The organism is Snodgrassella sp. B3088, assembly GCF_026535815.1.
Taxonomy (GTDB): domain Bacteria; phylum Pseudomonadota; class Gammaproteobacteria; order Burkholderiales; family Neisseriaceae; genus Snodgrassella; species Snodgrassella alvi_E.
Genome location: NZ_JAFNPG010000007.1, coordinates 38393 through 61932 on the forward strand (window position 1 = coordinate 38393; position 23540 = coordinate 61932).

20 protein-coding genes are annotated in these 23540 nt (G+C 34.4%); 12 read left to right on the top strand and 8 right to left on the bottom strand.

Translation table 11 applies throughout. The features are described from left to right. Nucleotides 1-14: 14 nt before the first annotated feature. Nucleotides 15-1250, bottom strand: coding sequence for a serine/threonine transporter SstT (sstT, locus tag J3U75_RS04910; protein ID WP_267390827.1), 1236 nt, complete (start codon nt 1248-1250; stop codon nt 15-17). 329 nt (nt 1251-1579) lie between these two features. Between sstT and J3U75_RS04915 the strand changes: the two genes are divergently transcribed. Both J3U75_RS04915 and J3U75_RS04920 read left to right on the top strand, forming a co-directional pair. After that, nucleotides 1580-2326 (top strand): hypothetical protein, encoded by a 747-nt coding sequence (locus tag J3U75_RS04915; RefSeq protein WP_267390828.1) that lies wholly within the window; start codon nt 1580-1582, stop codon nt 2324-2326. A 12-nt stretch (nt 2327-2338) separates the two neighbouring features. Further along, nucleotides 2339-2911: a hypothetical protein gene (locus J3U75_RS04920; protein WP_267390829.1), complete on the top strand. Its 573-nt coding sequence runs from the start codon at nt 2339-2341 to the stop codon at nt 2909-2911. A gap of 6 nt (nt 2912-2917) precedes the next feature. Here the strand turns inward: J3U75_RS04920 and J3U75_RS04925 are convergent, their stop codons facing one another. The 4 genes from J3U75_RS04925 to J3U75_RS04940 are packed head-to-tail and all read right to left on the bottom strand — an operon-like array spanning nt 2918 to nt 6449. Next, on the bottom strand, nt 2918-3910 hold the full coding sequence (locus J3U75_RS04925) for a glycosyltransferase family 2 protein (RefSeq protein ID WP_267390830.1): 993 nt from the start codon (nt 3908-3910) through the stop codon (nt 2918-2920). Nucleotides 3911-3942: 32 nt separating this feature from the next. Continuing rightward, a complete protein-coding gene (locus J3U75_RS04930; protein WP_267390831.1) occupies nt 3943-4746 on the bottom strand; it encodes a glycosyltransferase family 25 protein in 804 nt (267 codons plus the stop codon). A gap of 25 nt (nt 4747-4771) precedes the next feature. Then, on the bottom strand, nt 4772-5566 hold the full coding sequence (locus tag J3U75_RS04935; RefSeq protein ID WP_267390832.1) for a putative nucleotide-diphospho-sugar transferase: 795 nt from the start codon (nt 5564-5566) through the stop codon (nt 4772-4774). Between the two features lie 31 nt (nt 5567-5597). Continuing rightward, nucleotides 5598-6449: a glycosyltransferase family 25 protein gene (locus J3U75_RS04940; protein WP_267390833.1), complete on the bottom strand. Its 852-nt coding sequence runs from the start codon at nt 6447-6449 to the stop codon at nt 5598-5600. 197 nt (nt 6450-6646) lie between these two features. Here J3U75_RS04940 and J3U75_RS04945 point away from each other — a divergent pair, with 197 nt between their 5' ends. Beyond that, nucleotides 6647-7720 carry a hypothetical protein gene (locus J3U75_RS04945; protein ID WP_267390834.1) on the top strand — a complete coding sequence of 358 codons (1074 nt, stop codon included), beginning with the start codon at nt 6647-6649 and terminating at the stop codon, nt 7718-7720. A 236-nt stretch (nt 7721-7956) separates the two neighbouring features. Here J3U75_RS04945 and msbA read toward each other — a convergent pair whose 3' ends face one another. Further along, nucleotides 7957-9738, bottom strand: coding sequence for a lipid A export permease/ATP-binding protein MsbA (gene msbA / locus J3U75_RS04950; protein ID WP_267390835.1), 1782 nt, complete (start codon nt 9736-9738; stop codon nt 7957-7959). A gap of 473 nt (nt 9739-10211) precedes the next feature. On the opposite strand from msbA, the gene J3U75_RS04955 reads away from it, so the two are divergent. From J3U75_RS04955 to J3U75_RS04970, 4 genes are all read left to right on the top strand, one after another. Then, nucleotides 10212-11210 (top strand): hypothetical protein, encoded by a 999-nt coding sequence (locus J3U75_RS04955; protein ID WP_267390836.1) that lies wholly within the window; start codon nt 10212-10214, stop codon nt 11208-11210. A gap of 212 nt (nt 11211-11422) precedes the next feature. Next, nucleotides 11423-13549, top strand: a complete 2127-nt coding sequence (locus J3U75_RS04960) for an HAD-IA family hydrolase (RefSeq protein ID WP_267390837.1) — start codon at nt 11423-11425, stop codon at nt 13547-13549. Nucleotides 13550-13551: 2 nt separating this feature from the next. Further along, nucleotides 13552-14577, top strand: a complete 1026-nt coding sequence (locus tag J3U75_RS04965; protein WP_267390838.1) for a glycosyltransferase — start codon at nt 13552-13554, stop codon at nt 14575-14577. Continuing rightward, a complete protein-coding gene (locus J3U75_RS04970; protein ID WP_267390839.1) occupies nt 14562-15374 on the top strand; it encodes a polysaccharide pyruvyl transferase family protein in 813 nt (270 codons plus the stop codon). Before J3U75_RS04965 ends, J3U75_RS04970 begins: the two co-directional genes overlap by 16 nt. An 86-nt stretch (nt 15375-15460) precedes the next feature. Here J3U75_RS04970 and J3U75_RS04975 read toward each other — a convergent pair whose 3' ends face one another. After that, nucleotides 15461-16507 carry a hypothetical protein gene (locus tag J3U75_RS04975; RefSeq protein ID WP_267390840.1) on the bottom strand — a complete coding sequence of 349 codons (1047 nt, stop codon included), beginning with the start codon at nt 16505-16507 and terminating at the stop codon, nt 15461-15463. A 228-nt stretch (nt 16508-16735) separates the two neighbouring features. Here J3U75_RS04975 and rfbB point away from each other — a divergent pair, with 228 nt between their 5' ends. The 5 genes from rfbB (at nt 16736) to J3U75_RS05000 (ending at nt 22745) form a co-directional block, all read left to right on the top strand. Further along, nucleotides 16736-17806: a dTDP-glucose 4,6-dehydratase gene (gene rfbB / locus J3U75_RS04980; RefSeq protein WP_267390841.1), complete on the top strand. Its 1071-nt coding sequence runs from the start codon at nt 16736-16738 to the stop codon at nt 17804-17806. 245 nt (nt 17807-18051) lie between these two features. Then, nucleotides 18052-18933 (top strand): glucose-1-phosphate thymidylyltransferase RfbA, encoded by an 882-nt coding sequence (gene rfbA / locus J3U75_RS04985; protein WP_100151555.1) that lies wholly within the window; start codon nt 18052-18054, stop codon nt 18931-18933. 6 nt (nt 18934-18939) lie between these two features. Beyond that, complete coding sequence (gene rfbC / locus J3U75_RS04990) at nt 18940-19509, top strand: dTDP-4-dehydrorhamnose 3,5-epimerase (protein WP_267390842.1); 570 nt, start codon at nt 18940-18942, stop codon at nt 19507-19509. Nucleotides 19510-19771: 262 nt separating this feature from the next. Further along, nucleotides 19772-21241: a DNA recombination protein RmuC gene (gene rmuC / locus J3U75_RS04995; protein ID WP_267390843.1), complete on the top strand. Its 1470-nt coding sequence runs from the start codon at nt 19772-19774 to the stop codon at nt 21239-21241. A gap of 217 nt (nt 21242-21458) precedes the next feature. Beyond that, nucleotides 21459-22745: an AmpG family muropeptide MFS transporter gene (locus J3U75_RS05000; RefSeq protein ID WP_267390844.1), complete on the top strand. Its 1287-nt coding sequence runs from the start codon at nt 21459-21461 to the stop codon at nt 22743-22745. Nucleotides 22746-22896: 151 nt separating this feature from the next. Here the strand turns inward: J3U75_RS05000 and J3U75_RS05005 are convergent, their stop codons facing one another. Continuing rightward, complete coding sequence (locus J3U75_RS05005) at nt 22897-23532, bottom strand: MBL fold metallo-hydrolase (protein ID WP_100141145.1); 636 nt, start codon at nt 23530-23532, stop codon at nt 22897-22899. Nucleotides 23533-23540: the final 8 nt, after the last annotated feature.

The window sequence follows — 23540 nt, forward strand, 5'->3', positions numbered from 1 at the left end:
AAACTGATAACAAATTATTCTGGCAATAGTTCAATTTTACTAGGGTCCCGACCTTGCTGCTTCAACGATACCACTGAAGTAAACAGCATATCACTGGAAGAATTCAGAACAGTTTCGGCAGAATCCTGAATCTCGCTGATAACAAAGCCAATGGCCACAACCTGAGCTGCAATGGCTGGATCAATTCCGAACATACTACACGCTACTGGAATCAGCAGTAATGAACCTCCCGGTACACCGGAAGCGCCAAGTGCACATACTGTAGCCAAAATACTCAGCAATAATGTTTGAATAAAGCTTACATCCATACCCAAAGTATGCACAGTAGCCATCGTCATCGTCGTAATTGTAATTGCTGCACCATTCATACTCATCGTTACACCCAAAGGAATAGAAAGTGAGTATATTTCTTCGGGCAACTGCATACGCTGAGCCAGACGAATATTTACTGGAATATTGGCGGCCGAACTACGAGTAAAAAACGCCGTAATGCCACTATAACGCAGGCATGTAAATACCAGTGGATAAGGATTTTTACGGAAATTCAAAAACACAATCAGTGGATTGATTACCAAGGCCACAAATACCATCAAACCAAGTAATACTCCAATCAACTCAAGATAATTTTTTAATTTAGCCAGACCATCACTAGTAAAATGCGAAGCCACCAAACCCAGAACTCCGTAAGGAGCAATGGCCACCACCAGCCGTACCACCCAGATAGTTGCATCAGACCAGTTTTTAATTACCGATTTAGTTGCTTCACTACTGTGACGTAAAGCAATACCCAATGCCGTCGACCATGCTAAGATACTGAGGAAATTGCCAGTAGCCAATGCATCGATCGGATTATCCACAAACTTAAGGATAATATTCATCAGAATCTCAGCTACACCTTCGGGCGGTTTCTCGGAAGCCGGCGGCACATCCATCACCAAATGCAGTGGATACAAATAACTCACCGTTGAAGCCAGTATTGCAGAAATCAGCACCGTTATAGCATACAGCCAAGCCACCGACTTAATACTGGAAACATTATCAAACTTATTATTGACAATCGAAGATATCACCAGTACGAAAACCAGAATAGGTGCAGCAGCACGCAAAGCCTGAATGAATACCCTGCCAAGAAATTCCAGTTTAACCCCGTATTGCGGTAAAAAAGCCGCGATAAACGCGCCAATAATCATACACACTAACATGCGTACAATCAGATTACTCTTAAACAATATCCATAAAAGTTTCTTCATTTACAATCCTTAGTTACAGCCGGATAAAACATATGTAAAACAGATTAAAAACCATCCAGCCATGCATAAAAATTCATTGCATCAAATCAAGTTTTTGAATCCATTTCCATCCACCTCCACAACAGCCTAAACTTAACAGAAAACCATTACAACTTAGCAGCTGGATAACAAGTTTAGCATTAAAATAGCCTGAACCTACGAATAAACATATAACAACCAAAAGAGTTAAAAAACAGCAGCTCTTAATTAACTCAACTCAAATAGATCAAGCAGCCCAAAATACTAAAATGCTATACTGCAAACCTCAAAATCGCCTGATACAGCAATCAATGAACAAAGCTTCACAAAATTACATATTATGTATGAAATGGGGGCAGAAATATGGCGCGGAATATGTCAACCGACTATATCACATGGTAAAACGTAATCTGACCCTGCCATTTACCATGATTTGCCTGACAGATGACGCGAGCGGCATCCATCCTGCAATTCAATGCCATCCACTGATACCATTAAACTTGCCTGCAGGCTTACCAGAACGCGGCTGGAACAAACTGACCACTTTTAGTGCCAACCTGTTCGGTTTACAAGGCACAGCCCTATTTTTAGATATAGATATCGTTATCATCGATAACATCGATTGCTTCTTCACCCAGCCATCCAGCCGTCCCGATGAAGTCTGGATTATCCGTGACTGGAAAAAACCTTGGCGCAAAGTTGGCAACAGTTCTGTTTATAGATTTCAAATTGGTGCAATACCAGATTTAATGGATTATTTTCGCAATCATTTTCAACAAATTCGGCAACAATTCCGCCATGAACAGGCTTTTTTATCATGGTATGTGCGTGAACATCATCAACTTAGCTATTGGCCAGAAAACTGGTGCCTGAGCTATAAGTACAATGTATTAAAAAAAATGCCTTATGCAATATGGCAAGCACCGGAAAAACCTGATTTTGGTAAAATCATCGTTTTTCATGGCGAAGTTAATCCTCCAGATGCCATCAAAGGTGGCGGAGGTAAATGGTACCGTAAAATTTTACCGGCTCCTTGGCTAAAAAATTATTGGCAATAATAACAAACCACTATGAAAACAGTTCAGACTCACAGTAAATTCTTCATTATTGGTAATGCTGACGAACAAAACTCCATAGCACACCTGATTCAGCATGATGACATCGTAGTCCGCTTTAACAACCCCAATCCAAACTGCACACTTAAAGCAGATTGGATATTCATTGCCAATGGTTACACCCAGATTAGACATCTGGTAATCGAACATCAATTTTTAAAACCCGAAACTCAAATATTTTTCCGCTATAGTAAAAAAGATATTTTCTATAGTCGCTACCAGAACATCCCTATGCATAAACGCATAAAATACCTATGGCGTTTTCCCAAATGGATAAAAAAATCGCAATTGGATCAATATTTCATCAACACCATACCAAGCAACATTTACCGCCACTGTGCCGACTCACTGGGTTTCCGTCAACCTAGTACAGGACTTCTTGCCATTGATTATATTTGCCAGCAGTACCCAAAAAATACCGTATATATTCACAACTTTACTAGTGAAGGCTGGACCGGACATAACTGGGACGACGAAAAACAACTAATCCATACCTGGGTAAAAACAGGGAGAATAATTGCTATTTAAAAAACTTCATTTATGCGTCAAGGCAAATAAAGCTGATTTCAACAACAATTTAGCCGCTTTATCCCACAAATGAGTACGCAGCAACAACAAAATTGTTGTACGAATTGACAAACGTTTCACGACAAAAAGCTCAGCCGCCTTGTGCAAAATTGCTTTTTTTTCTTTTTCTGGCATAGCTGTTTTTGCAAGCTTCCGGCATAAACGAAAATAGTACAAATGAGCCTTATACAGCAAATAAGCACAACATTTCTCATCACCTACAATAGTTTCAGCATAAAATGCTTGAGTGAGATAAGCTTCGATACCATAAACCTGCTTTGGACTCATTTTCTGCACAATAGAATTTGGCCATATACGATAATGCACTAAAACCTGCGGATAATAAAAATAAGTTTGGCATTCATGCAGCAGACTAGGTGTATTCGCAATATCTTCGTAGGCAGGAATAGTAAAACGGCAAACTTTTGTCGCCAACTGGCGTCGGAAAACTTTATTCCAGAAATAATGTTTCCCATCCATAATAGCAAGATGGAACAAGTTTCCATTTTTCTGATGCAGTAAAGTATTGGTCGGAGCAATCGATAAATGCTCCTTCGATTTTAACTTACCAGTATTATCAAAAAATACATCATAATCAAATAGAAGTACATCTGGACGGTATTGTTTCAAAATACCCATAATCTGTTGGACAGCTAGCGATTCAACCTTATCATCCGAATCAATAAACCAAATATACTCAGCTTGAGTTGAATGTAAGAGACATTGGCGTACCTGCGTAATACCTTTATTTTCCTGTCCACACAACACGCGAATAAACGCATCTGGGTAAATTTGCTGATATTTTCGGATAATAGCCAGCGAGTCGTCCTGCGAACAATCATCATAAAAAATCACTTCAACATTAGCCGGCAAATTTGGCAATAAAGATTCCAGCAATTCAGGTAGATAAACTCCTACATTGAATACCGGAATCAGAATACTTAACTCTATTTTGCCCATATCAGCGAAAATATCCTTCATCTCCCACAAACTTATTCTTCAAAATCACTTTGTATAATAGGTACCATTAGTCGTTGCGCACATCTTGATACAGACAGCTGACGACAGCCCATACGTAACTGCGCCGCCAGCCGACGGTATTTAAAACATAAATAATGATAAAAATGGTTAGCCTGTGGTTTAACATTATTTTCAGGTGTTATCGTTGAAACAAAAGAAACAGGAGGGTTCAAACCATAATTAGCACATTGATCCAGTTGAATGGCAGCAGCCGGATAAACCTGCCAGCCATTTAAGTCATAGGACCGGCATAAAAAAGCGTCAGCCAATGCCGGAGCCGTAAACTGCGCTCTGTTTAACAGCTTACGTGCTCCTGATGGAAATAAAACATAAGCAGCAGCACCTGTTCGATCCTGATATAAACGTCGCAATTCATAACCCGCAATCAAAGCCAAGCTTTTTCGATCCAGCCACTTTCTCCGGTGCCTAGTTTCCAGATTCACATAATCTAACTCACAAGTCAGAGAAGATATAGTTGTCAAAAGTTCAGCCGTTTTATGTGAAAGCAACGCATCATCTTCAAGAATTAACCAAGGCTGACCAGTTTCCAAAACAAATTGCCAGGCTGCTTTATGGCTCAAAAAACAGGCTAATTCTGCCGGACGTAATTTACGCTCCCAACCATTTGCCTGATGCTCATACTGATCAGATAATATATCTTTCGTACTCACCGCATCCAGACGCCGCATGGGAATCTGTAAATGAGTCAGCTGCTGACGCTGGAATCTCAGTCGCTCGGCAGAATGTTCCAGATTAATTACTAAAGCAGAAATCATCTGTTACTTTCATTACAGATATTTATTACAATGAACCATCAAGTCGGTTTGGGAACAAAATATTCTCAATTTCAAGAATCCTATCCATCCGGCGCTGTACCTTACTTTTTCGAATAGAAAACAATTTTCCATTGGTTCGCAGATTTTCATGAACCACCCGCGCGGCCTGCAACTGCTCTATATAAACCCGTTGTTTGGGGGCGAGTAAATTATCCTCACGATCAAAAATCCAGCAAAAGCCCACTGGCAAATGAGCAACTTTATAGCGAGGATGGGCAGAAGCTTGGTCTGCCGCAATTACAGATTGTAATACCTCTTGATCCCATATTGTCGGCTGAGCAATACACTGACGGTTCCATTCAGCCAATAAATGTCTGACAGCAGCTGTATCCTGAAAAAATAAAGTAGCCGAAACTAAATGACCATCACCCAAATCATAATAAACAGCTATATCACAATCCAGACCAGCCAAATATTTCAACGGTGAAACATGGAAAACCGCATCCACATCGACATACAACATCGGACCACTCACCAAATCGCGCTCATGCATCAAATAGTTCGACTTAAAAGAGGTATTAGCTTCCCATCCCCCCTTACTGGGAATCGTTGTAGTTTTAACTTTTATATTTAAACGCTCAGCAGAAGCACACATCCGCTTCGCTTCATGCGTATAAAACTCATCATCCGTATGATAAGCCACCACTGTCACCCCATCAGCAGCAGAAGCTTTCATTTCCTCCGTTACCACTTCAGCTAGCGGTACCACAACCCGACGATTCTTCGCACGCCAAGCATACTCCCTACCCAGTTTAACCATTATTAATATTCTCAAACATGAACGATATTAATTATAACCGCGACCAACCATACATGCGTATTACATCCAGTCTGCGTCGCCAATGTCGCCCCTTCACAAAAAATCTTATAAATTTTTGCCAAAATGTCAATTTAAAGCGCACTCGATGAGGAATATCAGAATCCAGTGACTGAAATGCCAATGGTTCAGCCAGAAATCCCTCTTTTAACAAACCACCACAATAATGCCAAACTTTATCGATCGGATAAAAAAGATTATCACTGGCCAAAAGCATTTGTTTTGCCCCTTGCAAAGAGACAATATAACAACAAGCTAGAGAGGGAGCAAAATCACATTCACAGGCAATCATCCCATTATGCAAAGCATGTAAACGATAAATTTTCCACTTAACAATTGCCTTGACCTCCATCATCCGCCAAGCTTTACGCTTTATCACTTGCCAAAATGCTGGACGAATAAGTTGTTTTTGGGAAAGTGATTTTTTAATTTCCACAGCATCAATATCATAATATGGGCGCTTCAAAGTCAGATTCAAAAAATCAAATGAATGATAATTTTTTTCTTCAGCAATTAAAGAAACCAGCTCAGAGCTCAACTGAACATCATCTTCCAGCACTAAAGCAAAAGGAATACTCTCATCTACCATCCGCTGCCAGACGGCTCGATGAGATAAAGCACAGCCAAACTCTCCGTTAACAGCCTTACGTTTACACTCTAAGGCAAATCTCGGCTGATTTAAAAATACTTTCTGCTCATCCGTTAAACAATTACCATCAACAGCACTGATTCGTTCGAAATCAATCCCCAAATTCCCCAATTGCCGTTTAACGAAAATTAACCTATCTGAACGTCTATCCAGATTTATTAAAAAGGTTTTGAGCATTTATTCAACACCATACCAACTAAATCATAATTTATTCATAAATTATAACCAAAAACCACAAAACAATTCACAGATATTGTTTCTCTTAAAACCACTGAAACCAACATATACTGCTAAAATACGAATCTAACTTAACCAATAACCCCTATCAGATTCACAACAATTTAAAACCACAACTCTCCAAAAGTAATTTAACAATGCCGCAACAAACTATTATTCTAGCTATGTCGAGCTATAGCGACTTCGCCTCTGCCATCAAAACTCATCTAGAATATCATAATTACAAAGTTATCTTTATTGACAGTACTTCAGAAACACTGAAAAAAAAGATTGAAGCTAATTTTCATTATCCCAGTCTGAAAACGCATATCATTAATACTATCCGAAAAATATTTTTGTTCGACTTCACCTATAAAGCTGTACTGAAAGAACAAATCTATCACCAGGAGCTATATGACAAAATCCAGAATACACTAGGAAATCATAATTATGACTATACACTGGTTATACGTCCGGATCTGTTTTCCATCGCAACATTAGAGCTTCTGAAAAGCCATACAAAAAAGAAATTTATTGGCTATCAGTGGAATGGTATCAAACGCTTTCCCAAAACCATTCCAACAATAAATTTGTTCGATCGTTTTTTTGTATTTGATCCTTTAGATGTAAATAATCCGGAATATAGCCAATTTCATTTGAAAGGGATGAGTAATTTTTATTTTGACATGTACCATCCACAACCAGTACCCCATAAAGGGCTCATTGCTTACTTCGTAGGCTTACATGTTGACAACAGAACAAAAGCCCTCCAAACCTGTGCAAAAGCACTAATAGAAAATGGCGTGAATTTAGATTTCAATATCAAATTGCGCCCGTCCGAAGCAAGCAAAGCAGTCCAATATACAGAACAAAACATATGTTTAATTGCTCAAAATATTTCTTTTGAAGACAATTTAAAGCACGTTAATAAGGCTGACATACTTATAGATATTGTTAACCCGATACACAATGGCTTATCATTTAGAGTATTTGAAGCCTTGTACTATAGGAAAAAATTAATTACTAATAATTCATATATAAAGAATTATGATTTTTACCATCCTGATAACATTTTTATCTGGACAGAAGAAAAAGACTTGCAGCAATTAAGTGATTTTTTAGTCAGACCATTAATCAGCATTCATCCTGATATCATATCGAAATACAGTTTTGCCAATTGGATAAAAAATATTCTGGACGATTCACCTTACAAAGAAATATCAGTTATATAACATTGAAGCTACTGCCCAATATAGCTAGGCTAAAACCTTACATGCTTAATTGAAAATGAAAGGATTGAGATACAAAATACAGATACGTAAATCTTTTAAAAACCGTATCTTGTATTTTGTATATACGAACTATTATCAAAAAATCAGTACAGTTTTATCATTAAAAATTCAATAAACAACATTTGAAAAAATAAGCATTATCAAAATAAAACATGAAAATCAATTATTTACAATAGCTAAATGTTAACATCAGCTGAACTTCTGTTTTCACCAAACTGCATACGGTGTAGCACTGCATAACGACCGTTTCTGGCTAACAAATCCTTATGTTTACCTTGCTCAACAATTCTACCCTGATGCATCACCACAATATTGTCAGCAGTTTCAATAGTTGAAAGCCTATGAGCAATAACAATTGTAGTCCGATTTTTCATCAGAGTTTCCAGAGCTGATTGAACCAACCTTTCAGATTCTGTATCCAGTGCACTAGTGGCCTCATCCAGAATTAAAATAGGCGCATCTTTCAACAGTGCACGCGCAATGGCCAGTCTCTGTCTCTGACCACCAGAAAGTTTCATCCCTTGATCACCTACTTGAGTTTGTAAACCTTCAGGCATATTACTAATAAAAGACCAAGCATTAGCGGCCTTTGCAGCCTGAATAATATCAGCCTCTGTAGCCTCAGGGCAGCCATAAGTAATATTATTGGCTATAGTATCATTAAACAAAACAACATCCTGACTAACTAGCGCCATCTGAGAGCGGAGACTTTTTAATTCAAAATCTTTTACATCAATTCCACCAATACTTAAGTGCCCACTAGTCACATCATAAAACCTTGGAATCAGATTAACTGTAGAGGTTTTACCGCAGCCTGACTCTCCTACTAACGCAACAACACTGCCCTGTTTAATCGTCAAACTCAAATGGTCAATCGCATTTTTATTTGCTTCACCGTAACGTAACGTTACATTATTAAAAGTTATATCACCTATCGGTGAAACAAGCTGTTTTACCCCAAGATTTTTTTCTTCAGGCTCGTCCAGAAAATGGAAAACACTATCTGCAGCCATCAAACCTGTCTGCAACACACTAGACATATTAGTAATTCGCTTCAATGGATCAAACATCATCAGCATAGCTGATAGAAAAGACATAAAATCACCGGCAGTAAATCCTGCATGACTGGCTCTTTTAGCAGCAACATACAAAATAATCGATAAAGAAGTTGCAATTAATAATTGCGTCACAGCACTGCCTATAGAAGTATAAGACTGGCGTCTTACTGCAAGGCTTCGTAATGCTTTATTAGTCTTTTCCAAACGATTCTGTTCATAATTTTGACCGCCATAGATACGTACCACTCGAGTACCATCAATGGATTCAGACAAAATCTGCATCACCTGACCAAGATCATTCTGACTTCGTGTAACCAATCGACGGATGCGTTTATTAATAATCCTTACACACCATGCAATCAAAGGAATGGTCACAAAAGTAATTAACGTAAGTTGCCAATCAAGATAAAACAACCAGATTAATAAACCAAGAACGGTAACACCGTCTTTAGCAAACACAGTAATCACATCAAAACCGGCTGCAGTAATCCCTTTGGCGTCATTCGTAATCCGTGACATCATACGCCCACGGCTATTTTCCTGATAGTAGCCGATTGGAAGCATCATCATTTTGGCAAACAAATCCCGCTGAATTACCTGAACCATCTGATTCGAAATATATGCACTAGTGTATTCATTAATATAATTAGCAATACCACGAAAAATAAATAAACCGACAATTTCAAATGGAACCCATTTCATGGCTTCCATGTTTTTTTCGACGAATCCATTATCGATGATTGGTTTCAACAAATAAGCAAACAGAGGCCCTGTTACCCCTACCACAACCATAGCCAGCACAGAGATAAAGAAATACTTTACAAGTCCCCGCATATAGGGGAACAACCTCTTATACAGATTCTTCGGTGAATAGGCATTGGTTTCTTTACTTTTTTTCATTCGTTACCTAGAACAATCAAAACATAAATGTTATATAAGTTTAATATAGATCATTAATACATTGTATTAATCAAAATCTTTCAAATACAAAAACTTTTAAAATATTAAACACCGCAAGCAATTATCCAAGCTAATTATCCTATCTAGCCTAAATCATCACATCAATCATAACTAAGTATATTCTACCAAAACAAGAAAATCTTGCATGGAAAGTTTAAAAAGATTCATATTTATTGATAATAAAAATATTGATTAGTTAATATTAAAATTATGAGAACATCTATATTAGATAATAATAAATTTAATTACAAACAAACATATTTATTCGTAGAAAATAAACAATGTCTAGTAATCAATTAAAACTTTCTAAATAAAATTTAATACCAAATAATCTCGCAAGATTGATTAAAAAAAACACAACACTTAAAATAATTAGTTTCAAATTGCCAAAAACTCTAGTTTGAATTTGTTTCATGAGAAATAAAACTATTTTATTAGCCATGCCACCAAGTAATGGTATCGTAGACTTAATTGCAAAAAATTTGCAATTTCATGGGTATGAAGTATTTCGTGTGGATAGCATATTAGATTTTGAATATACAAGCATCAAAGACCGAATATCCAATTTTTTTATTAAGCATGCCTTACGTAACAATAATTACAAAGAAAAATTAAAAGCGAAACAATGTTTAAATAAAGCAGAATTACTAATTGGAAACAAACAATATGATTACACTATTGTTATCCGACCAGATTTATACCCTAAAAGTGTTTTAGAAATGTTAAAACAGCAAACCAAAATTAAATTTATAGGATATCAATGGGATGGACTGAAAAGATTTCCGGTAATAAATCTTATACATTTATTTGATAAGTTCTATATATTCGATCATACAGATATAATAAATAAAGAATATAAAAAATACCATCTACATAAGACTACAAATTTTTATTTTGATATGCTTACGCCCCAAAATATAAAAAATGATGTGATGCAGGCTTATTATATTGGAGATCATCAAACTTGTCGCGTACAAGCAATTGAGCAATGCATAACAAATCTTACCGCCAATGGAATTAAAACGAAGTTTATTATCCCAACAAGCAAAAGAAAAGATATTAATTGCTATCAATCTAAGCATATCATTTTTGGCAAAGAAAACCGTATTAATTATTTTGAAAATTTAAAAAATGTGAATGCATCAGATATACTGGTCGACTTTGTTGTTGGAGGACATCATGGTCTTTCTTTTCGTCATTTTGAAGCTCTTTATTATCAAAAAAAATTAATTACAACAAATATATATGTAAGAAAGTATGATTTCTATCGCCCAGAAAATATATTTATATGGGAAAATAAAACACATAATGATATAAAAGATTTTCTAAAAGAACCTTTTAAACCAATAAAAGCTGAAATATTCCAGAAATATAGTTTCAAAAACTGGATTGAACAAATCCTTTACTCATAAACTTAATAAGGTAAACTATTAAAATATAACAAATACCTATAAATTTTTTGTTTTATATGATTTTTTATGTACAATTTGCTCGTAAAAAGTTATACTAAAAAATTGATTTAAATAAATTTTACAACCAGCAATTTTTCTGACGCAAAGTAATAAGTAAGCAAAAATTGTGAAATATTGTTATCATGATTATTAGGTTTTTGGTGTGACGCATTATGAATTCAACCGACTTTCAATCTATTCTTACCTCTGCGCAACAATACTATGCACAGAACTTACAAAACATTGATCAAACATATATTAATAATGTTTTAGAAAAATCTAATGACTTTGAAGTAATATCTTTTGATATTTTTGATACGCTTTTAACTCGATTATTTGAATGTCCTATTGACTTATTCGCTTACGTAGAAAATCAGCTCCAAGTGAATAATAGTAATTTAAAAGATTTTGCTAGAAATAGACTCCTAGCAGAAGCACAAATACGAGATATTTTACATCGGCAGAAAAATAGAGATGAAGTGACATTAGATGAGATTTATGACTATCTTTTTGATACAAATAAATATGATAAAAATTTACTAAATAAAGCAAAAAAATTAGAGCTAATAGCCGAAATAGATAGCAATATCAGTATAGAAGATAATAAAAAACTAATTTTAGAATTAAAAAAGCTTGGTAAAAAAATTATATTTGTTTCTGATATTTATTTATCTAAACAATTTATTGAAACCCTTCTAGAAAAAAATCATTTGAACTTATATGACGAATTATATGTCTCATCTGACTTATTATCATCAAAACATAGTGGAAGAATTTGGAAATATGTTTTAGAAAACAATACAGGCTATAAAATATTGCATATAGGCGATAATAAAGTTGCAGATGTTATACAACCTAGAAAATTTCATATAAATACTTATCATTATAAGCGATTTTTAGGACAAAGAAGATTAGGTGCACAGCTTTGTCAAGAAGTAGTCCCTTTTTCATTAATGAATAAGGTGTATCATTTAACTAATGGTATCTACTCTTTGAAAGAGTTTAATGAAGATTCATTCTGGAATGGTTTAGGGGAAACACTTGGAGCTTTAATTTTATATAGTTATACTTCATGGTTAAAAAAACATATTAAAAAAAATGAAATCAACCACATTTATTTTTGTGCAAGAGATGCACAATTAATTCAGAAAGTATGGCAATTACTTGATTTAGATAAAGAATGTAATACAACTTCCAGCTATCTCTATCTTTCAAGAAAAGTCTTACGCTTTCCTACATATTACATAGAACTTAAACAAAATGGAAAACTTTCAAGTGACTCTTTGACTTCAATAGTGAATGAATCTTTACAACATACCGATACTTATATAACATATTTTAATCGTTTAGGAATCGATGCGCAAGATATCTTAAATACTAATTTTGTTCAGAAATTTGGTTCAATCAAAAATGCTTTTGATTTTAAAAAAATTGACAAATTAAAAATATTTATACAAAAAGAATTAACTTCTATTTTGTTAAAAAAATTTGAAGAAGAATATACAGAATCAATAGAATATTTCAAACAAGAAGGGTTATTTGAAGTAAATAAAAAAATAGCGATAATAGATTTAGGTTGGAGTGGCTCAATTCAATTGGCATTGAGTAAATTTCGTTCACATATGGGTATCGAAAGTAAAATATATGGATTCTATTATGGGTTATTTGGACAAACTGCTTCAGGAAGACTTTATAAAAATGGTCCAATGAAAGCTGCTTTTTTTAATATTTTTTCTTCTATATCCGAAAAAAAATTATATCAAAATTGTGTAAATATTTTAGAAAACTTACATTCAGCAGATCATGAAACTACCATAGGTTATAAGAAAGATGAGAAAGATATTTATCCTTGTTTAAAGGATGATAAAAACAGTATTTATATTGAACAATATCTCAAAAAAATTTCTATTTTTCAGAAAGGTGTGTTAAGTACAATTGAAAAATGGAAAAAAAATAAATCCGTTTATGGTTTGCAAAAAAATTATATCAATACCGAAGTTGCAAAAGCAGCAATTTTTCAAGTTTGTATTTCTCCTCTTAGATATGAACAAACATATTTGGGAAGAATTAAACATTCTGCACTTTTTGATCATCAAATAATGCAATGTTTAATAAACCAACAATTACCTCAGAATCTAAAACAAGTCCGATTTTCATTTGGGGGACCGGGAGGATGGCAATGTGGTACAATTCAGTATTGGAAAGAAAATCGTAAAAAAATTAAACCGCAAGTATATCAATTTGCCCTCCAATATTTTAATGAATATCCTAAATTAATTAAAAATTTTATTGAAAACTAATTATGTTAAAATCAGCAAATCAACAATTATATCCAATAAACTATTTTGAAAACAATACTGTTGACAATCTGAAAAGGGATGGTTCAGTTGCTATTATAATGAGGACCAAAAATAGGCCCTTATTGTTAACTAGGGCTCTTGAAAGTGTAATTCAACAATCGTATTCTAACTGGCATTTATATTTAATCAATGATGGTGGTGATGCTAATGAAGTAAATGAGTTGGTGGAGATTAATTTACCTTATTTAAAAGACAAAATAACAGTAATTCATAATTCTACTTCTTTAGGAATGGAAGCTGCATCAAATTGCGGTTTTGATATTGCCACTGAAGAATTCATGGTCGTACATGATGATGATGATTCTTGGCATTATAATTTTTTACAAGAAACAGTAAATCATTTAAATTCCAACCAAAATGCAGTCGCTGTTGTAACAAAATGTTTAGTTATATATGAAGAAATAAATGTAGACACCGTTAAACAGTTACGTACAGAAGATTGGTCTCATTGGCAACAAACTATAGATATAGGGTACTTGTTAAGACAAAATATTACACCACCAATTTGTCTGTTAATTCGCATGAATGCGGCAAAGCAAATCGGAAAATTCAATGATCAGCTTCCAGTGCTAGGGGACTGGGATTACAATCTAAGATTATTTAGAATAGGTGAAATACATTCTATAAATGAACAATTGGCTTTTTATCATTTAAGGGCTTCTTCTAATAATATATATGGTAATTCAGTCTGCGCGGGGGCAAACCTGCATCATAAATATCAGATAGAATATAGAAACTCAATTGTTAGAAAGGCTTTATCTGATAATTCAGCAAATTATGGTATTTTACATTTACTTTTAAACGAAATGGATAAAAAAAATACTGAATTAACAAATAAAATTAATGAATTAAATCATAAAATAAATGATATTCAAGGCAATGTGTGGTATTTAAGAAGAAAATCATTTCCTCTGAAAACAATTGCAGCAAAAATTAGGGATACAATAAGAAAATGGAAGAAAAAATAAAAAAAATTAATATAATTAATTTATTGACGTTGTTTTTAGATAAAAAATTTTATTATTGGAGTAATCCTGGCAATTCTGGTGATGCATTGATAGCTCATTCTACTTATTTATTATTTGATTCTTTAAATCTTAATTATGAAATAATAAATGATACATCACTACTCAAAAATCAAACCATATTATTTGCTGGTGGTGGTAATTTAGTTGAAGGAAAATACGATGAAATGTATAAAGAGATTTTAAAATCTGTCAAGAATAATTCCTGTATTGTTCTTCCACATACAGTTTTAGGGTATCCTAATTTATTGAATGAAACTTTTGGAAATTTAAAGATTCTTTGTAGAGAAAATTATTCCTTTAATAACTGTATTTCTAGCCAAGCTAATATGGATAATGTATATTTATCTGATGATATGGCTTTTTATTTCCCGAAATACTATTTTTCAAATTTTGAACAAAAAGGAATAGGCACCGCATACTGCTTTAGAACTGATGGAGAATCAGCAAATCTATTCGATTTACCAAGAAACAATATGGATATTTCTTTATCTTGGAATGGAAGTCTATGGTCTAATAAACATCTAGCTAAACATGTTTCGTTAAGTTTAGCTGGCTATTTGTCGAATTTTGAGACCATTGAAACAGATCGTCTTCATATTGGAATACTAGGTTCTATATTAAAGAAAAAAGTAAAATTATTTGCAAATAATTATTTTAAAAATAAAGCTGTTTATGAAAATTCGTTATTAGAACAGTATCCTCATACCTGTTTTATAGATATTAATCATCTCCATTAAGAGTATCTGAATAAATTTGTTATATCATTAGTATAAATAGAGTATGTTAATTTTTTTAATATACTCTATTTTAATAATATTTAGTTTTATTGTGGTAAGGTAATTTTTTGATATGAATCTAGGTTTAAAATATTCTTTATCCAATTGCCAAAACTATATTTTTGTATGATTTCAGAATCAATTACAACCATCGGTTTAGCAAGAAATTCTGATAAAAAATTGTAATTTTGTTTTTCCCAAATCATTATATTATTGGGATGAAAAAAATCATAATATTGAACGAATGGATTAGTTGTAATCAATTTTTTTTGATAATATATTGCTTCAAAAACCCTGAATGATAAACCATGATGTATGGGATTAACTATATCAACTAAAATATCTGAATAATTAATATTAGATATATTTTCATGAAAGCTTAATTTATTTTTAGCTCCAAAAGTAATAAGATTTTTTTGTTTATATTTAGAAATTTTCCAAGGATCGTCTGTTGGAATTATGAATTTTAATTGAATATTATTTTTATTTAATTCAAATGCACAACTATCAATTGCACTTATCCGTTCATCTATATGTGACCCAACAAAATAAGCAATTTTTCCGGTATGACTAATAGGTGCAGGTTTGTTAACATCAAAATAAAAATTTGTTATTCCACTCAAATGGAATTTCTTAAAATCATTGTTTTGGATATCGTTAGAATCAAATACATAAAAACTATCAAATAAATCAATAGTTGCCAAAACTGCTGGAAACCGGGTTAAACCATCCCACTGATATCCTATCATTGATTTAGTAACCCTTGTTTTAATGAGTTGCAACAATTTTAAAGGATAAGTATCAGGTCTTATGATTAAAGCATAATCATATTGTTTAGACGATAAATACATTTTTGTATTATCGACTAACAATTTTTCTTTAAGCAAATGTTTATATGAATAATCCCTAAAAAAGATTTTACGTACTAAATGAAATATTCTATCTAAAACATTTTTATATCTAAAATTTTTAATATATTTAGGGTTGCTATCTACAAATGTAACATCAAATTGATAATATTCCAAATTTTTTATTATTTCAGCAAAAATATCATTATGCTTTGGCATAGCAAGAATAATCCGCTTTTTAACCATCCAGTAGCCTCAAAAACTTTAATACTTCCTTTTAATTATACTTTAATCAAATTGATGGTGAAAATATACCCAAAATTTAAGACCTCTATAACACACATTATTTATAGAGTGCATTCTCATGTGCAAAATTTTATAATACGTATATATAAAGCGTTATCCCTTTTACAAGAGCCATTTCAAAATAATTAATTATTTTTGATTTTCTGAAATAAATGTTGTAGGAATGAAATGAATATATTAGTTACAGGCGGAGCTGGTTTTATAGGTTCCGCCCTAATCAGATTTTTGATCGAACATACAAATCATCAGGTTTTGAACTTAGATAAATTAACCTATGCTGGAAATTTAGAATCTTTATCGTCAATAGCACGAAATCCAAGATATCATTTTTATCAAGCAGATATTATTGACTCCTATGCCCTAGCCAAAATTTTTGAAAATTTTCAACCTGATGCAGTAATGAATCTGGCGGCAGAAACACATGTCGATAGATCAATTAATGGGGCTTCAAATTTTATTCAGACCAATATAATAGGAACATTCCATTTACTAGAATCTTCTCGTATATATTGGCAAAAATTAAGTAAAGAAAAACGGCTATCTTTTCGTTTTCATCATATATCTACTGACGAAGTATTCGGAGACCTCAAAGATAGTAGTCTTTTTTTTACAGAAATGACACCTTATGCACCTAGCTCACCATATTCTGCCAGTAAAGCCAGTTCAGACCACCTTGTTCGAGCATGGTACCGCACGTATGGCCTGCCCATTATACTTACAAATTGCTCTAATAATTATGGTCCTTATCATTTTCCAGAAAAACTTATACCGCTTAGTATCTTGAATGCTTTATCCGGCAAATTATTACCAATATACGGTAATGGTGAGCAGATAAGAGATTGGTTGTATGTTGATGATCATGTAAGAGCACTTTATACCGTTTTGACAAAAGGTAAAACCGGTGAGAGCTACAATATTGGTGGGCACAACGAACAAAGAAACATCGATGTTGTTAACCAAATATGTGATCTCCTTGAAAAATTAGCTCCAAAAAAACCCATTGGAATTAATAAATATAGAGATCTCATTACATATGTTAAAGATAGGCCTGGACATGACATTCGTTATGCAATAGATGCTAGTAAGATTAAGAATGAACTAGGCTGGGTACCAAAAGAAAGTTTTACCTCAGGTTTAACCAAAACTGTTAAATGGTATATTGAAAATCCTGTATGGGTAAAAAACATACAGACTGGCGAATATAAAAATTGGATAAAAAAACAATATAATAATATTTGAAGTATATATATATATAAAACAGTATTTATTGACTATATACTACTTTTAAGTTGAAATTTAGTTAACAACCTAAATAATTTTAATAAGGTTTGCTTTTTATTAATTTGACAAAATAATTCGCTATAAAACAATTTTTAATGCACATGCGAAATTAATATACTTAGTTAAAATCAATCTGAAAAATTTACATTTAGGTTATAATATTCCCCTTTTACATTAGCTTAAGACTTGCCAGAAAGAAAATCATGAAACGGAAAGGTATTATTCTTGCTGGAGGATCTGGTACGCGGCTGTATCCTATTACATTAGGAACTTCAAAACAGCTATTACCGATTTACGATAAACCTATGATTTACTATCCGTTATCTATTTTGATGATGGCTGGAATTAATGAAATACTTATTATTTCTACTCCAGAGGATTTACCAAATTTTCAGAAACTTTTTCATGATGGTAGCTCTATTGGGATTAAAATTGAATATAAAATACAACCATCTCCAGATGGTTTAGCCCAAGCATTTATTTTGGGAGAAGAATTCATCGGAGAAGAAAACGTAGCTTTAGTATTAGGAGATAATATATTTTACGGGCAAAGCTTTGGACAACAATTACAAATTGCTTGTAATCAGACTATAGGCGCTACTATATTTGGTTATTATGTTAACGATCCTGAGAGATTTGGTGTTGTAGAGTTTGGGGCAAATGGCAAAGTACTTTCAATCGAAGAAAAGCCTTCCCATCCTAAATCCAATTATGCTGTTACCGGATTATATTTTTACGATAATCAGGTTGTTGAAATGGCTAAAACTATACGTCCTTCAGCAAGATCCGAATTTGAGATTACAGATATAAATAATCTTTATTTAAGTCAACAACAATTAAATGTTCAATTGTTAGGAAGAGGTTTTGCATGGTTAGATACAGGTACACATGATTCTTTGATAGATGCCAGCCAATTTGTACAGACTATTGAAAAACGGCAGGGTTTAAAAATTGCATGTTTAGAAGAAATTTCATTCAATAACAAATGGATAACAATTGAACAACTATATGAGCGTGGGAAATTTTTAAATAAAACCAGCTATGGACAATACTTATTAAAATTATACAACGAATATCATAAATAATTTATTATGAATATAATTGACACTCCTATCAAAGATTTATTAATAATTGAGCCTCACATTTTCGAGGACGAACGAGGCTGGTTTATGGAAAGCTTTAATCAACAACTGTTTGAAGAAGCTTTAAATAAACGTCATCTACATAGTCCTGAATTTGTTCAAGACAATCATTCTTTGTCCCATAAAGGTATTATTAGGGGTCTACATTATCAAATTTCACCACACGAACAAGGAAAATTAGTTCGTGTAGTCCAAGGCAGGGCTTGGGATGTAGCTGTTGACATTCGACCTGATTCTATAACATTTGGGCAGTGGTATGGAGTAGAACTATCGGCTGTCAACCATCGACAGTTTTGGATTCCTGCAGGTTTTGCACATGGATTTTTAGCTCTTGAGGATGATACTCAGTTTCTTTATAAAACAACTGATTTTTATTTTAAAGAATGTGAGCGTAATCTTCGCTGGAATGATCCTGAACTAGCCATTTCATGGCCTATCAGTTCTGATATGGTAGTCAGTTGTTCACATAAAGATGCTCAGGCTCATGATTTTGCCCATCTTAAAAATTGTTATAGCTAAAATCTTAAAAAGATAATTTATAAATCAATTTAATTTATATTTTTTAAATATAATTCTATTTATTAATTCTTGTATAGTTACTGCCATGATCCCATCCTGTTACCTTCGTTAAATCGATTTTACGGTTTATTTTATCATGAAGACTGTTTTTACTTTTATTTGGATTGTTTCCATCCTCATTGTTGCAATAATTATATATTTAACATATCGACACAAATCATTACAAGAACATCAGTCCGTAAAGAAGCAGTTATCAGAAGCCTTGAATGAGTTGATTCGTGTACAAACAGAAGTTAATTATCTTAAGCAAAATAAACAGATCAATGATGAAGAATTGATTCGGTGTCGTCAAGAATTACAAGTTGTATACAAACGCTTGAGTGCTGCAGAAGCAGTAAATGTCCAGTTAACTACTGCTCAGGAAGCATTTCAATCAGAATGTGAACAACTGCGGTCTGCCACCATCGATCTGGCTGCAGCAGAACAGCAGTTACAGGACTGGCAACTGCGTTCTGAGGACTGGCATATTCGTGAACAAAAGTATATAAATGCTGCGGAAAAATTAAATCATATACAAATTGAAAACAGTCGTCTTAACACGCAACTTAAGCTTGAACGCGAAGCCTTTGAGGAGAAGCTGGCTTTATTAAACGAAGCGCGTAATAGCCTCAGCAATCAATTTAAGTCATTAGCTAATGATATTCTGGAAGAAAAAAGTAAACGTTTTAGTGAGCAGAATCAGGCTAGTCTTAGTCAGTTGCTGAATCCTTTACATGAGCGTATGCAGGGATTTAGTCAACTGGTTCAGCATACTTATGAAAAAGAGGCAAAAGAACGTACAACGCTAGAAAATGAACTAAAACACCTGCAGCAGCTTAATGCTCAACTGCATTGTGATGCTAAAGCGCTTACCGATGCTTTAGCCGGTACTCAGAATAAAAATCAGGGTAACTGGGGCGAGATGATTCTGGAAAAGGTATTGGAAAATTCTGGTCTTCAAAAAGGACGTGAGTACGTTCTACAGGCGTCTAATACGATTATTGATGAGTTTGGTCGTCAGCGTCGTTTGCAGCCGGATGTGTTGGTAAATTTACCTGAGAATAAACAGATTGTTATTGATGCTAAAACTTCACTGACAGCTTATGTCCGTTATACTCAGGCAACAGATGCAGCCAGTGCGGAGAAAGCGCTAGCTGCACATATTCAGTCTGTGCGCCATCATATTAAGGAACTCTCGTCTAAATGTTATGATGAAATTGATGGGCTAAATACACTCGATTTTGTGTTTATGTTTATTCCGGTTGAGCCGGCATATCTACTCGCGCTACAACAGGATAATCAATTGTTCGATGATTGTTTCCAAAAGCGGATTATGCTGGTTGGGCCCAGCACTTTACTGGCAACACTACGTACTATTGCTCATATCTGGCGTAGTGAACAGCAAAATCAGAACGCGCTGACTATTGCAAAAGAAGGCGGTAAGTTGTATGACAAATTTGTTGGCTTTGTGAACACTCTCGAAGGTGTCGGAAAAAATCTGGATCAGGCTCAAGGACAATTTCAGAAAGCCATGGGGCAATTGGTTAACGGGCGTGGTAACCTAGTGAACAGAGCGCAAAAGCTGCGTCAGCTGGGGATACAAAGCAGTAAAAATTTGCCTGAATATTATCAAAAAGGAGAGGAAGATGAAGATGAGCTACTTCTTGCTACTTCAGACTCTCCCTCTGAATGATCTTGTGTTGCCTAATTTCATGAATTTTTCTATACATGAATAATGTTGGCTTACAGCTAAATTAAGCTTTTACTGCAACCTTTGTCTTGTTTAAATCTGGCGTACAATAGCGTTTAATTGTCAGCTTGCTGGCTAGGTAAACTTATACTTCTGCATAAATAATTCGGATTTATCCATTCTCTTAGACATATGTAATTTGCTGTTGGATTATTGCTGTATGACTCAGAACGCTCATCAATCGCCTCCATCTATCTGGCAGCGAATTTTTAGTCAGCATATGCTGATTTGTGTGTTTACAGGTTTCAGTTCAGGTTTGCCACTGTACTTTCTGATAAATCTTGTTCCTGCCTGGCTGCGTAATGAAGGTGTGGATTTAAAGACTATAGGATTGTTTTCTATTATTGGTCTGCCATTCACATGGAAATTTTTATGGTCCCCTCTAATGGATGCTGTGCAATTTCCATGGTTAGGAAGGCGGCGTGGATGGATGTTTGTCACACAGTCAGCTTTATTGTTGTCTATTCTCGGTTATATGCTGCTCAGTCCCCAGCAAAATATGAATCTCATTAAAATTTTATCTCTGTTTGTGGCTTTTTTTGCGGCCAGTCAGGATATTGTATTGGATGCATTCCGGCGAGAAATATTACCTGATAGTGAACTAGGACTGGGCAATGCAATTCATGTAAATGCTTATCGTATTGCGGCTCTTGTACCCGGCTCTGTATCTCTTATTCTGGCCGATATCTATCCTTGGCCGACAGTATTTGCTATTACTGCGTTATTTATGTTGCCGGGTATATTTATGACTTTATTTTTAGCTCACGAACCCACTTTACCGATTACTGTACCCAAAACTTTTAAAGAAACTGTGGTTGAGCCTTTTAAAGAATTTTTTGCACGAAAAGGTGTTAAAAGTGCATTACTGGTACTGTTTTTTATCTTTTTATACAAGCTTGGTGACAGTATGGCTACCGCTCTGGCCACACCATTTTATATGGATATGGGCTTTAGTAAGATGGATATTGGTCTGATAGCCAAAAATGCTGGCTTATGGCCAACAATTATCGCCGGAATTCTTGGCGGTATATGGATGATTAAGCTGGGTATAAATCGGGCGCTATGGTTATTCGGTCTAGTTCAGGTTTTTTCTATCCTAGGATTTGCCTGGCTGGCCAGTCAGGGGCCTTTTATCCATATTGGTTCTAAAGAGCTTTTTACTTTGGCTTTGGTTATAGGATTTGAAGCTATTGGTGTTGGTTTGGGTACGGCAGCATTTGTGGCCTACATGGCCAAAGAAACTAATCCTGCTTATACTGCTACTCAACTAGCACTGTTTACTAGTCTGGCAGCTGTGCCTAGAACATTGATTAATGCTGCTACTGGATATTTGATAAACTGGCTAGGTTATGTGAGCTTTTTCTGGTTATGCTTTTTTCTGGCCATTCCAGGAATGTTGCTATTGTTGAAGGTCGCACCATGGAATAAAAAAGTAACAGGCGTTTGAGCATAACTAAGATTCATTTTGATAAAAAGTTCATTCGGCGGCAATTTAATATCATATAGATAGTATTTTTTCACCTGAACTTCTATATATTATTCGCGAAAAAACTTTGTCTATATTATAAATTCATTAGAAAATACGGCAGCTGGTTAGATTAATGCAAAAATGGATTATGCTGCTTTTCGTGACCTATGGTAGTCATGGGGCCATGGCCTGGTAATACGCGGGTATCATCAGGCAAAGATAATAGCTTTTCCTGAATACCGCGGATTAGATCAGAATGATTACCACCAGGGAAATCTGTACGGCCGATAGATTCTCGAAATAACACATCACCTGCTATCAGCAATTTATTAGCCTGACTGTAAAATACAACATGGCCTGGAGTGTGGCCTGGTATGTGAAAAACGATAAATGTATGCTCACCTACTTTTAATGCTTCTCCTTCCTTCAACCAGCGTGTTGGTATAAATGGCTGACTAATGGGAAAACCATAACTGGCAGTCACATCTGGCAACGCCTGCAACCAGTAGTTGTCAGCTTGATGCGGCCCCAAAACGGGTACCGGCTGCAAGGTAGTTAATTCTTCTACGCCGCTTGCATGGTCAAGGTGCCCATGTGTTAACCAAATAGCTTTTAAGTTCAGCTGATGTGTTTCTACTGCCTCCAGTAAGCGTTCAGCTTCACCACCTACATCTGTTAATACGGCTTCTTTGCTGACATCATCCCATAATAATGCAGCATTCTGTTGAAATGGTGTTACGGGTAAGATCTGCACGTTTAAAGCCATTTTTTACC

What these genes read in the sequence shown, in the direction of transcription:
- sstT (WP_267390827.1), bottom strand. Translation starts at nt 1,250, where the DNA reads ATGAAGAAACTTTTATGGATATTGTTTAAGAGTAATCTGATTGTACGC.
- J3U75_RS04915 (WP_267390828.1), top strand. Translation starts at nt 1,580, where the DNA reads ATGAACAAAGCTTCACAAAATTACATATTATGTATGAAATGGGGGCAG.
- J3U75_RS04920 (WP_267390829.1), top strand. Translation starts at nt 2,339, where the DNA reads ATGAAAACAGTTCAGACTCACAGTAAATTCTTCATTATTGGTAATGCT.
- J3U75_RS04925 (WP_267390830.1), bottom strand. Translation starts at nt 3,910, where the DNA reads ATGGGCAAAATAGAGTTAAGTATTCTGATTCCGGTATTCAATGTAGGA.
- J3U75_RS04930 (WP_267390831.1), bottom strand. Translation starts at nt 4,746, where the DNA reads ATGATTTCTGCTTTAGTAATTAATCTGGAACATTCTGCCGAGCGACTG.
- J3U75_RS04935 (WP_267390832.1), bottom strand. Translation starts at nt 5,566, where the DNA reads ATGGTTAAACTGGGTAGGGAGTATGCTTGGCGTGCGAAGAATCGTCGG.
- J3U75_RS04940 (WP_267390833.1), bottom strand. Translation starts at nt 6,449, where the DNA reads ATGCTCAAAACCTTTTTAATAAATCTGGATAGACGTTCAGATAGGTTA.
- J3U75_RS04945 (WP_267390834.1), top strand. Translation starts at nt 6,647, where the DNA reads ATGCCGCAACAAACTATTATTCTAGCTATGTCGAGCTATAGCGACTTC.
- msbA (WP_267390835.1), bottom strand. Translation starts at nt 9,738, where the DNA reads ATGAAAAAAAGTAAAGAAACCAATGCCTATTCACCGAAGAATCTGTAT.
- J3U75_RS04955 (WP_267390836.1), top strand. Translation starts at nt 10,212, where the DNA reads ATGAGAAATAAAACTATTTTATTAGCCATGCCACCAAGTAATGGTATC.
- J3U75_RS04960 (WP_267390837.1), top strand. Translation starts at nt 11,423, where the DNA reads ATGAATTCAACCGACTTTCAATCTATTCTTACCTCTGCGCAACAATAC.
- J3U75_RS04965 (WP_267390838.1), top strand. Translation starts at nt 13,552, where the DNA reads ATGTTAAAATCAGCAAATCAACAATTATATCCAATAAACTATTTTGAA.
- J3U75_RS04970 (WP_267390839.1), top strand. Translation starts at nt 14,562, where the DNA reads ATGGAAGAAAAAATAAAAAAAATTAATATAATTAATTTATTGACGTTG.
- J3U75_RS04975 (WP_267390840.1), bottom strand. Translation starts at nt 16,507, where the DNA reads ATGGTTAAAAAGCGGATTATTCTTGCTATGCCAAAGCATAATGATATT.
- rfbB (WP_267390841.1), top strand. Translation starts at nt 16,736, where the DNA reads ATGAATATATTAGTTACAGGCGGAGCTGGTTTTATAGGTTCCGCCCTA.
- rfbA (WP_100151555.1), top strand. Translation starts at nt 18,052, where the DNA reads ATGAAACGGAAAGGTATTATTCTTGCTGGAGGATCTGGTACGCGGCTG.
- rfbC (WP_267390842.1), top strand. Translation starts at nt 18,940, where the DNA reads ATGAATATAATTGACACTCCTATCAAAGATTTATTAATAATTGAGCCT.
- J3U75_RS05000 (WP_267390844.1), top strand. Translation starts at nt 21,459, where the DNA reads ATGACTCAGAACGCTCATCAATCGCCTCCATCTATCTGGCAGCGAATT.
- J3U75_RS05005 (WP_100141145.1), bottom strand. Translation starts at nt 23,532, where the DNA reads ATGGCTTTAAACGTGCAGATCTTACCCGTAACACCATTTCAACAGAAT.